At 48.6% G+C, this 13,786-nt stretch carries 16 protein-coding genes; 4 read left to right on the top strand and 12 right to left on the bottom strand.

The window, feature by feature from the left end; genetic code table 11:
- Positions 1 to 99: 99 nt before the first annotated feature.
- Together pagP and cspE are read left to right on the top strand one after the other, a co-directional pair.
- On the top strand, positions 100 to 621 hold the full coding sequence (pagP, locus tag OH773_RS15775; RefSeq protein ID WP_442865689.1) for a lipid IV(A) palmitoyltransferase PagP: 522 nt from the start codon (positions 100 to 102) through the stop codon (positions 619 to 621).
- Positions 622 to 821: 200 nt separating this feature from the next.
- Positions 822 to 1,031 (top strand): transcription antiterminator/RNA stability regulator CspE, encoded by a 210-nt coding sequence (gene cspE, locus OH773_RS15770; RefSeq protein WP_004100146.1) that lies wholly within the window; start codon positions 822 to 824, stop codon positions 1,029 to 1,031.
- Positions 1,032 to 1,243: 212 nt separating this feature from the next.
- Here cspE and crcB read toward each other — a convergent pair whose 3' ends face one another.
- Positions 1,244 to 1,627: a fluoride efflux transporter CrcB gene (gene crcB / locus OH773_RS15765; protein ID WP_183271147.1), complete on the bottom strand. Its 384-nt coding sequence runs from the start codon at positions 1,625 to 1,627 to the stop codon at positions 1,244 to 1,246.
- Between the two features lie 107 nt (positions 1,628 to 1,734).
- Between crcB and OH773_RS15760 the strand changes: the two genes are divergently transcribed.
- Positions 1,735 to 2,523: a deaminated glutathione amidase gene (locus OH773_RS15760; protein WP_270139822.1), complete on the top strand. Its 789-nt coding sequence runs from the start codon at positions 1,735 to 1,737 to the stop codon at positions 2,521 to 2,523.
- A gap of 128 nt (positions 2,524 to 2,651) precedes the next feature.
- Positions 2,652 to 2,855: a twin-arginine translocase subunit TatE gene (tatE, locus tag OH773_RS15755; protein ID WP_183271145.1), complete on the top strand. Its 204-nt coding sequence runs from the start codon at positions 2,652 to 2,654 to the stop codon at positions 2,853 to 2,855.
- A 100-nt stretch (positions 2,856 to 2,955) separates the two neighbouring features.
- On the opposite strand, the gene lipA is transcribed toward tatE, so the two are convergent.
- The 11 genes from lipA to OH773_RS15700 all read right to left on the bottom strand — a co-directional run bounded on the left by lipA (position 2,956) and on the right by OH773_RS15700 (position 13,765).
- A complete protein-coding gene (gene lipA / locus OH773_RS15750) occupies positions 2,956 to 3,921 on the bottom strand; it encodes a lipoyl synthase (protein ID WP_183271144.1) in 966 nt (321 codons plus the stop codon).
- A 301-nt stretch (positions 3,922 to 4,222) separates the two neighbouring features.
- Positions 4,223 to 5,143, bottom strand: a complete 921-nt coding sequence (locus tag OH773_RS15745; protein ID WP_270139819.1) for a YbeF family transcriptional regulator — start codon at positions 5,141 to 5,143, stop codon at positions 4,223 to 4,225.
- Between the two features lie 322 nt (positions 5,144 to 5,465).
- Positions 5,466 to 6,107 carry a lipoyl(octanoyl) transferase LipB gene (gene lipB, locus OH773_RS15740; protein WP_270139817.1) on the bottom strand — a complete coding sequence of 214 codons (642 nt, stop codon included), beginning with the start codon at positions 6,105 to 6,107 and terminating at the stop codon, positions 5,466 to 5,468.
- Between the two features lie 84 nt (positions 6,108 to 6,191).
- Positions 6,192 to 6,455, bottom strand: coding sequence for a DUF493 family protein YbeD (ybeD, locus tag OH773_RS15735; protein ID WP_183271141.1), 264 nt, complete (start codon positions 6,453 to 6,455; stop codon positions 6,192 to 6,194).
- 110 nt (positions 6,456 to 6,565) lie between these two features.
- Positions 6,566 to 7,777 (bottom strand): D-alanyl-D-alanine carboxypeptidase DacA, encoded by a 1,212-nt coding sequence (gene dacA / locus OH773_RS15730; protein WP_270139814.1) that lies wholly within the window; start codon positions 7,775 to 7,777, stop codon positions 6,566 to 6,568.
- Between the two features lie 143 nt (positions 7,778 to 7,920).
- Complete coding sequence (gene rlpA, locus OH773_RS15725; RefSeq protein ID WP_270139812.1) at positions 7,921 to 9,048, bottom strand: endolytic peptidoglycan transglycosylase RlpA; 1,128 nt, start codon at positions 9,046 to 9,048, stop codon at positions 7,921 to 7,923.
- A gap of 16 nt (positions 9,049 to 9,064) precedes the next feature.
- The gene (mrdB, locus tag OH773_RS15720) at positions 9,065 to 10,177 is read right to left on the bottom strand and encodes a peptidoglycan glycosyltransferase MrdB (protein ID WP_183271138.1); all 1,113 of its coding nucleotides are present in this window, start codon (positions 10,175 to 10,177) and stop codon (positions 9,065 to 9,067) included.
- Between the two features lie 2 nt (positions 10,178 to 10,179).
- Entirely contained in the window at positions 10,180 to 12,081 is a 1,902-nt protein-coding gene (mrdA, locus tag OH773_RS15715) for a peptidoglycan DD-transpeptidase MrdA (RefSeq protein ID WP_270139810.1), read from the bottom strand.
- Between the two features lie 27 nt (positions 12,082 to 12,108).
- Positions 12,109 to 12,579, bottom strand: coding sequence for a 23S rRNA (pseudouridine(1915)-N(3))-methyltransferase RlmH (gene rlmH / locus OH773_RS15710; RefSeq protein WP_034456714.1), 471 nt, complete (start codon positions 12,577 to 12,579; stop codon positions 12,109 to 12,111).
- 3 nt (positions 12,580 to 12,582) lie between these two features.
- The gene (gene rsfS, locus OH773_RS15705) at positions 12,583 to 12,900 is read right to left on the bottom strand and encodes a ribosome silencing factor (RefSeq protein WP_183271136.1); all 318 of its coding nucleotides are present in this window, start codon (positions 12,898 to 12,900) and stop codon (positions 12,583 to 12,585) included.
- 253 nt (positions 12,901 to 13,153) lie between these two features.
- Positions 13,154 to 13,765 (bottom strand): adenosylcobalamin/alpha-ribazole phosphatase, encoded by a 612-nt coding sequence (locus OH773_RS15700; RefSeq protein WP_270139806.1) that lies wholly within the window; start codon positions 13,763 to 13,765, stop codon positions 13,154 to 13,156.
- Between the last annotated feature and the right edge of the window lie 21 nt (positions 13,766 to 13,786).

Raw genomic sequence — 13,786 nt, 5'->3', positions numbered from 1 at the left:
TACAATTTGTTAAGTTGTACTTTGTATTTAGAAATGGAAATCAATGTGTCACTAGCAAATAAAATTATCTTTTCGTTTATTGTTTTCATCTCACCCTTAATGGTTGCGCCTGCTGCGATGGCTAATCAAAATGGGGTATTGGGTGACGCCTGGAATACCTTGTCTGACAATGTTTCACAAACCTGGAATGAACCGCAACATTATGACTTATATGTTCCGGCGATCACCTGGCATGCCCGTTTCGCCTACGATAAAGAAAAAACCGACCAGTATAACGAAAGGCCGTGGGGCATTGGGTTTGGGCAGACCCGCTGGGATGACAGTGGGAACTGGCATGGGTTGTATCTGATGGTGTTTAAAGATTCCTTTAATAAATGGGAACCGATTGGAGGATACGGCTGGGAAAAAATCTGGCGACCGTTAACAGACGACAACTTCCGCCTCGGACTGGGTTATACGCTTGGAGTCACGGCGCGAGACAACTGGAGCTACATACCTCTACCCGTCATTTTGCCTTTGGCATCGGTTGGATATGGTCCTGCGACCTTCCAGATGACCTATATCCCCGGAACTTACAACAACGGTAACGTTTACTTCGCCTGGCTACGCTTCCAATTCTGATTTTCTGCACAAGCCGGAATCAATCCAAACCGAGATGTTTGCTAACTGATGTTTGAAAATACGGGCTGCTGCACACTTTTTAAAAGAGGTAGCAAATTTTCTCACTTTTTAGCAATTCTAGGCTGGACAAAATCCATCACAATTGGTGTACTGGTGTTCGACACAGCATTTGTGTCGTTTTTCATGTAAAGGTAATTTAGATGTCTAAGATTAAAGGTAACGTTAAGTGGTTTAACGAGTCAAAAGGCTTTGGCTTCATTACTCCGGAAGATGGTAGCAAAGACGTGTTCGTACACTTCTCTGCAATCCAGAGCAATGGTTTCAAAACCCTGGCTGAAGGTCAGCGCGTTGAGTTTGAAATCACTAACGGTGCCAAAGGCCCATCTGCTGCAAACGTAATGCCTATCTAAGTCATTACCAGTAGAATATAAAAACCCGCCAAGGCGGGTTTTTTTTGCTTTAAATTCAGGAAAATAAGTAAATTTTTACGAAGCACACCACAATCAGCGTGCTTACCAGCACCGCAGTCCACCCAGCAACACGTTCTTTCATCGTTTTGTCTCACGCGATTTTTCAAACAGAGTGGCAGACAAAAATTAAGCTAACCTTAACGCGTTGCGGATCAGTGGCCGTATGCCGAAGAAACTAACCAAAATGCTATGGCGGTCATAATCAGTGAGCCTGCGAGATTCAATAGCATGTTTAATCCCGCCCATGCCAGACGCCCATCCTGAAGCAGGAACACGACTTCTGCCGAAAAGGTCGAAAACGTTGTCAGGCCGCCGCAAAAACCGGTGGTTATCAGCAATTTCCAGACGGGATCAAGATGTGTCATTTTGGTGAACAGCGCCAGACCCAGACCGATAATAAATGCGCCCACCAGGTTTGCAGTCAACGTCCCCATAGGAATGGCACCATGCACGGGATTGAGTTTCATACTGAGCAACCAGCGCGCAACACTCCCCGTTCCGCCGCCAATAAACACGGCTAATAGCATCTGCAACACGATATTTTCCTGTTCTTTATAATGCGAAAGAGAATGAGTGTAACGTCAGCACCGGGTGTTTCACACCGGGTATACTAAAAATATTCGCGACCTTTTGGGAAACTACAATGAAAGTTGCAGTAGGGCAGTTTGCGGTGAGTAATGACTGGCAGGAAAACGTACAGACCTGTATCGGGCTTATGGAACGAGCCAAAAACGCAGGAGCACATTTGCTGGTTCTACCCGAGGCGGTGTTGGCGCGTGACGATAACGATCCGGATTTGTCGGTAAAATCGGCACAAACGGTGAATGAAGCGTTTATCGAGCCGCTTTGCGAACAGAGTCGCCATGATCAAATGACCACGATCCTGACACTGCATATCAAAACCACACCTGGACGGGCGGCCAATACCTTGCTGGCTATTCGTGATGGTGAGGTCATTGCCCGTTATCAGAAGCTCCATCTTTATGATGCGTTTAACGTACAGGAATCCCGGTTGGTTGATGCGGGAGAAAGTATGCCGCCTTTGATAGATGTCGCGGGCTTTAAAGTCGGATTGATGACCTGTTACGATGTGCGTTTTCCAGAAATGGCCTTAAGTCTGGCTTTAGCAGGTGCAGACGTTTTAGTCCTGCCAGCGGCCTGGCTGCGCGGTCCCAATAAAGAAATGCACTGGGCCACGCTTCTGGCCGCTCGAGCACTCGATACCACCTGTTATGTTGTGGCTGCCGGTGAGTGCGGGAATAAAAATATTGGTCACAGCCAGGTTGTTGATCCGCTAGGTGTTGTTGTTGCGGCGGCAAATCAGCGCCCGGCACTGATCTACGCTGAACTGGAAAGCCAGCATCTTGCTGATGTACGAGCCATGCTACCAGTGCTGAAAAACCGGCGTTTCGCTTCACCACAATTGCTGTGATTAATTTTTGAGCATCACTTGATTCAACTTGTTACAGGTTGCTATTGTATCGCAAGTGAAAATGACCGTTAATTGTCTCAGTGTATTATTCGCCGTATTCACGGCACGCATGATTATAGAAGGTTGCTATGGGTGAGATTAGTATTACAAAGTTGTTGGTAGTCGGTGTGCTGATTGTTTTATTATTTGGCACCAAGAAGTTGCGCACACTCGGCGGCGACCTCGGCTCAGCAATCAAAGGCTTCAAGAAAGCCATGAGTGACGACGAGACCAGCGCGAAGTCTGTCAATAATACGGATGAAACAACCGACCGCATTACGCACAAAGACTGATCGCGTCTCAGCTTTCGACGAGATATAAAAAAACCGGCCTTTAATAAGCCGGTTTTTTTTTGCCTGTAGCACAAATCAAAAGTAACAATCTGTTACATCGTTATTTGACTTCCATGCCTTTGGCTTGCAGATCCGCATGGTATGAAGAACGAACAAACGGGCCGCAAGCTGCATGGGTAAAGCCCATCGCCAGCGCTTCTGCTTTCATCTCTTCGAACTCATCTGGACTGACATAACGCTGTACCGGCAAGTGATGACGGCTCGGCTGCAAATACTGGCCTAAGGTCAGCATTGTGACGCCGTGGCGGCGAAGATCTCGCATAACTTCCACAATCTCTTCGTTCGTTTCACCTAACCCTACCATCAAACCTGACTTGGTCGGGATGTCTGGGTGCGCTTCTTTAAAACGCTCCAACAGTTTCAGTGACCAATTGTAGTCAGCGCCTGGGCGAACCTTACGATAAATGCGCGGAACGTTTTCCAGGTTGTGGTTGAAGACATCTGGTGGTGTGGCGGTAAGGATCTCTAAAGCCTTGTCCATACGTCCGCGGAAATCTGGCACCAATGTTTCAATTTTGATCGTTGGATTTTTCTCGCGAATTGCGCTGATGCAATCAGCGAAATGCTGAGCACCACCATCACGGAGATCGTCACGGTCAACAGAGGTGATAACCACATAGCGCAACGCCATATCAGCGATGGTTTGTGCCAGTTTAGCCGGTTCATTGGTGTCTGGCGCGACAGGGCGGCCATGAGCAACATCACAGAACGGGCAGCGTCGGGTACAAATTGCGCCAAGGATCATAAAGGTTGCCGTTCCGTGGTTGAAACATTCTGCCAGGTTAGGGCAGGAAGCTTCTTCACACACAGAGTGCAGACCATTTTTACGCATTGCCGCTTTGATACCCTGAATTCGGGTCGAATCAGATGGAAGTTTGATCTTCATCCATTCTGGCTTTCTTAACAGCTCCTGGCGCTCGGTCACCACGTTTTTAACCGGGATCAGAGCCATCTTATCGGCGTCGCGGTACTTGACGCCGCGTTCCATTACAATGGGTTTACTCATATCGTACGTGTTCCAGTTGCTGATATACCCGTCGTTCTTCAGGATGCCGGGGGCTGCTCACGTTTGCCGCCTACCTGGTTCTTGATGTCACTTGGGTATAACGAATTCAGGCTAATAGAATGTTTTATTTATCAACTATTTTTTAATAACGCGCGAAGTATACCATCACTGAAGGGGATAAATCTGCCTGACAGAGCAGTAAAACAGGGAAAGAATTGTAAATGAGTTGTTGGTTTGTGCGGTTTGCTACGTTAACAATTGGCAAATCGACCTCGTAGCGAGCGCCGCGAGGTCGAAATGACTACACTTCTTCAAATTCGTGGATGATGGCCTCGATGACCTCTTGCAATATTGGATCGCGGGAGCTGAGTTTGTTGAAATGCATGGTGGTGGCAAGCGAGACAGTTGAAAACTTCTCACACTCCACCGTTTTAAGTTGGAAAGGGCCTGAAAACATTTCAAATATTTTGTATGGCATAAAGCCAATCAGGTCGCTGTGACTAAGCATTGAAGCGATAGCTAAAAAGTTATAGCTGCTAAACCTGACCTGGCGGTTAGGCAAGATTTCGTTAATCAATTGGCGAGTATCGACCACCAGATCATCCTGCATAATCAAAAAGGTATAATTCATCTCATGATTATTAGCGGAGAAAATTAATTCTGCATTCGGATGGTCATGACGACATACCGCGACAAGGTGGTCATCATACAGTTTATAACTACTGATTCCGGGGCCATGATGAGGACGGGTATCGAGCGCAATATCAGCCTGGAATTGTGATAGCTGACTCTCAGCTATTGGCACATTCCGAACAGATAATTTTGGATTCACTTTCTGAATGGCTGAATAGATTCGTGGCATCAATAATGCACCCGAGGAGAGAGCGCTCGCAACGGTAATAATACGCTCTTTATCATAGTTATTATTGACATCTAACGCGCACAGAATTGACTCAAGTCCCTGGCTAATATACTCATGTAAATGTGCGGCGTAGGCGGTCGGTGTGACACCTTGCCCTTTACGGATAAACAATGGGTCAGGAAATGTTGCCCTCAATTTCTGTATGGACTGACTAATCGCTGAAGGCGTTAGATTTAACACCTTCGCCGCATTGACGATCCCTTTATGTATGTAGACTGCTTCGAAAACGGTTAATAAGTTAAGGTCGATACCGCGTAATGCCTTGAACGTTGGATAATGATTTTTCTCATCTCTTTCCATGAAACTTTTCTCCTTGGTGTAACCATACTGAAATACATTCAAATTATATAATTCAATAATTATATTTTAATGATGACTAAACTATATATTTAGCTATTGCTAACAATATTGCAGAGGTGATGAAGAGACTTAATTATTCAGTGCGTAAATGTTTCAGTCATTATTATTGAGCGTGAGGGGTGCCTTCCTGAATGAATATGGCCAGAGGACGTGAATTTAATCAAGGGAAATTATACAAAACTTACCATAAAGTAAAGTGCTGCTGAATAATATATTAGTTATAACCGCACCGTTAGGGGTGCAGTTATAGAAATAGGTAATATTATTCGGTTATATATTTAACTGATGGGTTATTGAGTAATGCAATAAAGCTATTGATAAGCAAAGGTTGAACATCTTCAGGCAACACGCCTGGTCGCAGTGAACTCACCTGAGTCATTTCCAGTCCGGCATAACCGCAAGGGTTGATGCGTAAAAATGGGCTGAGATCCATATCAATATTCAATGCTAACCCGTGAAAGGAACATCCCTTGCGGATGCGCAGGCCAAGAGAGCATATTTTACGCCCATCAACATAGACACCTGGCGCGTCGGCACGGGGATAGGCTTCTATTCCCAATTCTGCGAGCGTGTTAACCACGGTCTGCTCAAGAATGGTGACAAGTTCCCGAACGCCCAATTTGCGACGCTTCAGGTTAAGCAGCACATACATAACTTGCTGACCCGGGCCATGATAGGTCACCTGGCCACCGCGATCGCTTTGGATGACAGGGATATCGCCGGGAACCAGTACGTGTTCAGCTTTTCCTGCCTGACCCTGTGTAAATACGCGCTCGTGTTCTACCAGCCAAATTTCATCGGCAGTGGATTCATCTCGGGTATCTGTGAAGTCATGCATTGCCTGCGAAATCGGTTCGTAAGGCTGCAGGCCAAGTTGGCGGATTTGAATAGTATCTTGAGACAAAACATCGTCTCCGGCAGGTTGAAAAGTGGAAGGAGTATATCACAGCGAGAAAGGGCAGTACCCGGCCAGAAGGCCGGGCGCAGATTACAACACCATACGAACGATTTCGATATTGCCCAGTTCTTCGTACAGAGTTTCAACTTGCTCAATGTGGGTCGCATTAATGGTAATCGAGACAGAGTGGTAATTACCTTTGCTGCTCGGTTTAACCTGTGGGGTGTAGTCACCAGGTGCGTGGCGCTGCACCACCTCAACGACCAAATCAACCAGCTCAGGTTTCGCCAGACCCATCACTTTATAAGTAAAGGAGGTCGGGAATTCGAGCAATTCTTTCAGATTGGTTTTCATGGTAGCTCCAGCGTTACGGCATTAAAAATGATAACTCCCGCCAGCAGGGCGGGAGTTGCTTTGATTCATAGTATATGGGGATGACTTCTACACTTTCAAGTGTTCAATTATTAACCAAACCAATGGTGGAACATCAGTTTGATGTAATCAATGATACGGCTGAAGAAGTTACCTTCCGGCATTTCCTGCAGCACCACTAAAGGACGCTGTTCGATAGTTTTGCCATCCAGTTGGAAATTGATGGTCCCAACAACCTGATTTTTTTGCAGTGGCGCGTGCAGTTCGGTGGTGTTAAGCACATAACTGGCTTTCAAGTCTTTCATGCGGCCACGTGGGATCGTCAGGTAAACGTCTTTATCAACACCCAATGATGCGCGGTCATTGTCGCCAAACCAGGCTGGCTCAGAGGCAAATTCTTTGCCTGCTTTCAGTGGAGAAACAGTTTCAAAGAAGCGGAAGCCCCAGGTCAGCAGTTTCTTACTTTCAGTTTCGCGACCTTTATAGGTGCGACCACCGAGAACTGCGGAAATCAGGCGCATCTGGCCTTCAGTTGCTGATGCCACCAGGTTGTAACCCGCAGCGTCAGTATGGCCGGTTTTGATGCCATCAACTTGCAGACTGGTATCCCACAACAAGCCGTTACGGTTTGTCTGGCGGATATTGTTGAAGGTGAACTCTTTTTCTTTGTAGATAGAGTATTCGTTTGGCACATCACGAATCAGCGCCTGGCCGATCAGCGCCATATCACGCGCAGAGCTGTACTGACCTTCCGCATCGAGGCCGTGAACAGTCTGGAAATGGGTATTTTTCAGGCCCAGAGCTGAAACATAGCTATTCATCAGACCGACGAATGCATCCTGGCTTCCAGCCACAAAATCGGCCATAGCAACACAAGCATCGTTACCTGATTGCAGGTTAATCCCACGAATCAGTTGTGAGACAGGCACTTGCATACCTGGCTTAAGGAACATCAAAGATGAACCTTTGAAGACGGGATTACCCGTAGCCCATGCGTCCTGTCCAACAGTCACAATCGAGCTTTCGTTAAATTTACCGGCTTTCATTGCCTGACCGATGACGTAGCTGGTCATCATTTTGGTCAAGCTGGCGGGGTCACGGCGAGTATCGGCATTCGATTCAGCCAGAACTTTCCCGGAGTTGTAATCAATCAGGATGTAGGCTTCAGCATCAATCTGCGGAACGCCTGGGATCATGGTTTTAATGTTCAGGTCGTCAGCGTGTGCAGCAGCCATCGCCGAAAGAGTCAGGGCTGTACTAAGCGCCAGGCGTTTAAAAAAACGAAAAGAAGGGGCTGTATTCATGATTAGAACAACGACGTCCATGATAGGAATAAAAAAAGTGCCTTACTATAGCAAAAGCGATTTTTGCTGGCATCCGTCTTTGCGCATCAATTGTTAATGAAATTTACATTAACTGACGCAGGACGGATGCCAGACACAACCACTTACATAGCGGGTGCGTTAGTGATGAAAGATTGCTGTTGGGCTTCGCTCATCAAGCGTTGTTGTAGTGCAGCAGCTTCGCCTTTACTACTAAACGGCCCAAGTTGTACACGGTACATGGCACCATTACTGGAAACCTTTCCCGGTACGCCAAATTGTTGGCTAAGTTTTTGCTGCCATTGCGTTGCACGCGTCTGGTCACTGACCGCGCCCACCTGAACCACGTAATGCCCGGAGGCTGTGGCAGCAGGAGCGGCAGACTGTACGCTGCCCTGAACTGAACCCGGCGCGGTAACAGGTGCGCTTTGTTGCACAGGCGTGGCTGTCACAGTTTGTGTTACAGCAGCGTCTGGCTGGTCATTCTCAATTACGCCCGCAGCCAGTGGTGTTGCAGCGCCGAGGAAACCACTGTTGCTGATTGGAGCACCGGTAGTATCTTCACTTTGCAGCGTGGAGTTACTAATGGCGCGAACATCACCCTGAGGGGCATCAGGCGGAGCAGAGGTCGCACTCCCCATACCCGTGTTTAAATCCGGACGAGCGGGTAGGGCGTAAGTTTGTTTAGCGATCGTCGTACAAACCGTACCAGGGCCGGACATGGTGCCGTCTTGCGCCACCAGAATTGGGTCGATACGGACTTTGGTATTGTTTGAGGTGTTCAGACGGTCTGCTGCGGCGCGAGACAATGAAATTACACGGTCGTTGCCATATGGACCACGGTCATTGATGCGCACGACAACCATACGGCCATTCGCGAGGTTAGTGATTCGCGCGTAGCTTGGGATCGGGAGTGTCGGGTGTGCTGCGGTCAATGCAGACGGATCAAATGTTTCGCCTGATGCGGTCAGGTTGCTACCAGGTTCTGCGTCATAAATGGCAGCAAGGCCGGCCTGGCTGAAATTCGCCGGGTTCTGCACAATCTTGTAGTTCTTACCGTTGTTTTCGTAATCCTGATTTACCGAAGGATTCAACGGTTCGAAGTGCGGGTCTGCGCCGCTGATTTCAACAACCGGTCCATTACATACAGCCGGTTGCGGTTGCTGATCCACTTGCTGTTGGTCGCCATCATCAGACGAGCAGCCAGCCAGTAATGCAGCTACTACACAGATCCCAAGCCAACGCTTTACCATTACCCACCTCATCCACTTACACGCTTTTTGATAACATTTTTCTGTGGGTATGTATCGACATCACGATACCAAACCCGGCCATCAGAACAATGAGTGCCGAGCCCCCGTAACTTACCAGCGGCAAAGGTACTCCGACCACGGGTAAGATACCACTAACCATGCCAATGTTAACAAACACATATACGAATAAAATCAACATTAGTCCACCGGCCATAACACGGCCAAAGGTGGTTTGAGCGCGAGCCGCAATCACAAGGCCGCGCATAATTAATAGTAGATAGAGCGCCAGTAACACCAAAACACCCACCAGTCCTAACTCTTCAGCAAGTACCGCGAAGATAAAGTCGGTATGACGTTCGGGTAAAAACTCAAGCTGAGACTGGGTTCCGTGCAACCAGCCTTTACCTCGCAAACCACCAGAGCCAATAGCAATCTTAGACTGAATTATGTGATAGCCCGCACCGAGTGGGTCACTTTCCGGGTCAAGGAGCATCATGACGCGAGCACGTTGGTAATCATGCATCAGGAAGAACCACAAAATCGGAATAAACGCGGCGAGCAGAAGGACGGCAACCCCAATCAGTTTCCAGCTCATACCGGATAAGAACAGTACGAACAAACCTGATGCGGCGATAAGAATCGACGTTCCCAGATCGGGCTGTGCAGCAACCAGTAACGTCGGCATGAAAATAAGGATCAGTGCGATACCGGTGTTTTTCAGCGTTGGCGGGCAAACATCACGGTTAATAAAGCGAGCAACCATCAACGGCACCGCGATTTTGGCGATCTCCGAAGGCTGGAAGCGAACGACCCCAAGGTCCAGCCAGCGCTGCGCCCCTTTAGATATCGCACCAAACGCATCTACCGCAACCAGCAAGATGATACAGACAATATACAGGTACGGTGCCCAACCCTCGTAAACACGGGGAGGGATTTGTGCCATCACGATCATCACCACCAGCCCCATCAGGATCTGGCCAATCTTACGCTCCATCATGTCCATGTCCTGGCCACTGGCGCTCCAGATAACCAGCGCACTAAAGATAAGCAGCGCCAGGATGGTCACAAGGAAGAGCGGGTCGATATGGATTTTATCCCAGAACGACTTTTTGTTTGGATTATCAGTCATGGTCATTGATCCTCTGCACTCGCTACAGCGGGTACTTCAGTAGGCAGAACCGTATTGTTATCGCCGAGCATAATATGGTCGAGGATTTGACGCATGATGGTGCCTACAGCGGGGCCTGCGCCGCCATTTTCCAGAATCATGGTGACGGAAACCTGTGGATTATCGTAAGGAGCAAACGCGGTCATTAATTTATGATCGCGTAAGCGTTCAGCAATCTTATGGGCGTTATAGGTTTCATTGGCTTTCAGACCAAAGACCTGTGCTGTCCCTGATTTAGCAGCGACTTTATACGGCGCGTTAGCGAAGTATTTATGGGCTGTACCGTTAGGACGGTTGGCAACGCCATACATACCATCTTTGGCAATTTCCCAGAATCCAGAATGGATGTCGCCCACCGGCGGCTGCACGGGTTGTTGCCACGGTACTTTTTTGCCGTCTTCGACGGTGCTCATCAAGAAATGCGGAACGCGAACGATGCCATCGTTAATCAGAATCATCATCGCTTTACTCATCTGGATAGGCGTCGCAGTCCAGTAACCCTGGCCGATGCCGACAGGAATGGTATCGCCCTGGTACCACGGTTTTTTAAAGCGCTTCAACTTCCATTCGCGAGTTGGCATGTTGCCGGAACGCTCTTCAGAGAGGTCGATACCCGTGTAATGCCCATAGCCAAACTTGCGCATCCACTCGCCCATGCGGTCGATGCCCATGTCATAGGCGACCTGGTAGAAATAGGTATCAGCAGATTCTTCAAGCGCTTTGGTGACGTTCAGGCGGCCGTGGCCCCATTTTTTCCAGTCACGATAGCGTTTTTCAGAACCCGGCAACTGCCACCAGCCTGGGTCAAATAGCGAAGTATTACGAGTGATTACCCCGGCGCTTAACGCGGAAACGGCCATATACGGTTTCACCGTAGAGGCTGGAGGGTAAACCCCTTGCGTTGCGCGGTTGATAAGCGGTGTATTGGGGTCATTTAGCAAACCGGTATAGTCTTTGCTCGAGATACCATCGACAAACAGGTTCGGGTTGTAACTTGGCATTGAAACCAGCGCCAGAATACCGCCAGTACGTGGGTCAGTAACCACCACTGCGGCACGGCTTCCCGCGAGCAAGGTTTCAATGTAATTCTGTAGTTTAAGGTCAATCGTCAGATAAATATCATGTCCGGCTTGCGGTGGCACTTCTTTGAGCTGGCGAATCACACGACCACGGTTGTTCACTTCAACTTCTTCATAACCCGTTTGGCCGTGCAGGACGTCCTCGTAATAGCGTTCGATTCCGAGCTTACCGATGTCATGCGTTGAGGCATAGTTTGCCAGCTTGCCGTCTTTGTCGAGGCGTTCCACGTCTTTATCGTTGATTTTGGAAACATAGCCTATGACGTGCGTCAGCGCTGAGCCATACGGGTAGAAGCGGCGTTTATAGCCTTTAACTTCGACACCCGGGAAGCGGTACTGGTTAACGGCAAAACGCGCAACCTGCACTTCGGTGAGGTTGGTTTTGACCGGAATAGAGGTGAAACGATGCGAGCGGGATCGCTCTTTTTTAAAGTTGGCAATATCGTCATCGGTTAAATCGACTACCGAGCGAAGTGCTTCAAGCGTCGCCTGCACGTCATCCACTTTCTCCGGCATCATTTCAACCTGATAAATAGTGCGGTTGAGCGCCAGTGGCGTGCCGTTGCGATCGTAGATAATGCCGCGGCTGGGCGGGATTGGAACCAGTTTTATGCGGTTTTCATTGGAGCGAGTTTGGTAGTCGGTGAAACGGACGATTTGCAAATTATAAAGGTTGGCGACAAGCACACCGCTTAGCACCAAAATACCGAGAAACGCGACCAGCGCCCGGCGCACAAAGAGCGCAGACTCAGCTGAATAGTCACGAAAAGAATTCTGTAATTTCATCCGAAGCTTAGTTCTACCCGACGATATCTACTCACGGTGATAAGGATGGTTGGTCGTAATGCTCCACGCACGGTACAGGCTTTCAGCCACCAACACCCGTACCAAAGGATGCGGCATGGTCAAATTGGAGAGCGACCAGCTTTGCTCTGCGGCGGCTTTGCACGCAGGGGCCAGACCTTCCGGGCCGCCAATCAGCAAGCTGACATCTCGACCATCCTGTTTCCAGCGTTCAAGTTGCACAGCAAGATGCGGCGTATCCCATGGTTGCCCTGGGATATCCAACGTGACAATGCGGTTGCCCTTGCCAGCCGCTGCCAACATCATTTCGCCTTCTTTTTCGAGAATGCGTTTGATATCGGCATTTTTACTGCGTTTTCCCGCAGGGATTTCTACCAGTTCAAATGGCATATCCTTTGGGAAACGACGCAGGTACTCGGTAAAGCCGGTTTGTACCCAGTCAGGCATTTTGGTGCCAACTGCGACTAATTGCAGCTTCACGTATTAACCCCAGAGCTTTTCCAGTTCGTACAACTGACGGCTTTCTTCTTGCATCACATGGACGATAACTTCGCCGAGATCAACAACAACCCAGTCAGTTGCGTTAATGCCTTTCACACCCAGCGCATCAAAACCTGCTTTGCGGGATGATTCTACGACGTGTTCTGCGATAGACATTACGTGGCGGTTAGAAGTGCCGGTACAGATAATCATGCAGTCAGTGATGCTTGATTTTCCCTGAACATCCAAAGCAACGATGTCCTGGCCTTTGAGGTCGTCAATTTTATCGACGATGAAATTCTGAAATTCTTTACCCTGCAAGTGTTCCCCCTGGGAAAAGTAGAGTGTGTTCGAAATAGCCCGCATTTAACCCAATGGATGGGGCAGTCTTACTGACAAGTCAGCAATGCGGCGCTCAAAGCGGGGTATCATCCCACCGAGTAGCCTGGTTTGCATCGCCATTTTTGTAAAACTATTTTGGAAAGTCATGCTTGCGGGCAGGAAATTATGGCAGCGGAGCATAACAGCCTGGACTGTAGTGTCAATGGTTGACGATAACTGTAACGCATTCAACTTACGTTATAGGGTGATAAATAGCCCGATTATTAAGGGTTCTAAGCGTGGTGAAGCCATCGTGAATTTCAACGCAGCTCCATGCACCTTGCTCTATCACAAAATGCCACAGCGAGGCCGGAGGCATGTTGAGTAGGGTAGCAATCAGCAAACTCAGGACTCCCTGGTGGCTAACAATCAGAAGATTCTCTTCTTGATGTAGTGAAGAGATCGAGGCAGCAAATTCACGGACCCGCTCAGAGAATCTTTGGAAGCCCTCACCATTGTTCGGCACTACGTTCTGCCAGTCTTCGCACCAGGCAGCATAGTTTTTGGCATCCACACGCTGTAAATCGCGGTGGTGGCACATCTCCCAGTCACCAAAATTCATCTCATTAAGACGTGGTTCGGTAATCACCGGGATACGGCGTTGCTGAAGGATCAACTGCATCGTGTGCTGTGCACGACCCAACTCGCTGCAAAGCACTTTTTCAAATTCAACATGATTTAAGAAATTGCCAACGGCTTGTGCCTGGACGATACCCTGTTCGGTGAGCGGAGTTTCGGAAATGCCGCTGTACAGTCCGTCTACATTTGCCTGGGATTGCCCATGGCGAACTAACCATAATTTCATCCGTTCCTCACAAAAACGTTA

It is taken from the genome of Buttiauxella sp. WJP83 (assembly GCF_027594725.1).
In the GTDB taxonomy this organism is placed as follows: domain Bacteria; phylum Pseudomonadota; class Gammaproteobacteria; order Enterobacterales; family Enterobacteriaceae; genus Buttiauxella; species Buttiauxella selenatireducens.
This window is presented reverse-complemented; position numbering and strand designations above follow the sequence as displayed.

Excerpts from the sequence above, each read along its gene's own strand:
- pagP (WP_442865689.1), top strand. The coding sequence starts at position 100 with ATGGTTGCGCCTGCTGCGATGGCTAATCAAAATGGGGTATTGGGTGAC.
- cspE (WP_004100146.1), top strand. The coding sequence starts at position 822 with ATGTCTAAGATTAAAGGTAACGTTAAGTGGTTTAACGAGTCAAAAGGC.
- OH773_RS15760 (WP_270139822.1), top strand. The coding sequence starts at position 1,735 with ATGAAAGTTGCAGTAGGGCAGTTTGCGGTGAGTAATGACTGGCAGGAA.
- tatE (WP_183271145.1), top strand. The coding sequence starts at position 2,652 with ATGGGTGAGATTAGTATTACAAAGTTGTTGGTAGTCGGTGTGCTGATT.
- lipA (WP_183271144.1), bottom strand. The coding sequence starts at position 3,921 with ATGAGTAAACCCATTGTAATGGAACGCGGCGTCAAGTACCGCGACGCC.
- OH773_RS15745 (WP_270139819.1), bottom strand. The coding sequence starts at position 5,143 with ATGGAAAGAGATGAGAAAAATCATTATCCAACGTTCAAGGCATTACGC.
- ybeD (WP_183271141.1), bottom strand. The coding sequence starts at position 6,455 with ATGAAAACCAATCTGAAAGAATTGCTCGAATTCCCGACCTCCTTTACT.
- dacA (WP_270139814.1), bottom strand. The coding sequence starts at position 7,777 with ATGAATACAGCCCCTTCTTTTCGTTTTTTTAAACGCCTGGCGCTTAGT.
- rlpA (WP_270139812.1), bottom strand. The coding sequence starts at position 9,048 with ATGGTAAAGCGTTGGCTTGGGATCTGTGTAGTAGCTGCATTACTGGCT.
- mrdB (WP_183271138.1), bottom strand. The coding sequence starts at position 10,177 with ATGACTGATAATCCAAACAAAAAGTCGTTCTGGGATAAAATCCATATC.
- mrdA (WP_270139810.1), bottom strand. The coding sequence starts at position 12,081 with ATGAAATTACAGAATTCTTTTCGTGACTATTCAGCTGAGTCTGCGCTC.
- OH773_RS15700 (WP_270139806.1), bottom strand. The coding sequence starts at position 13,765 with ATGAAATTATGGTTAGTTCGCCATGGGCAATCCCAGGCAAATGTAGAC.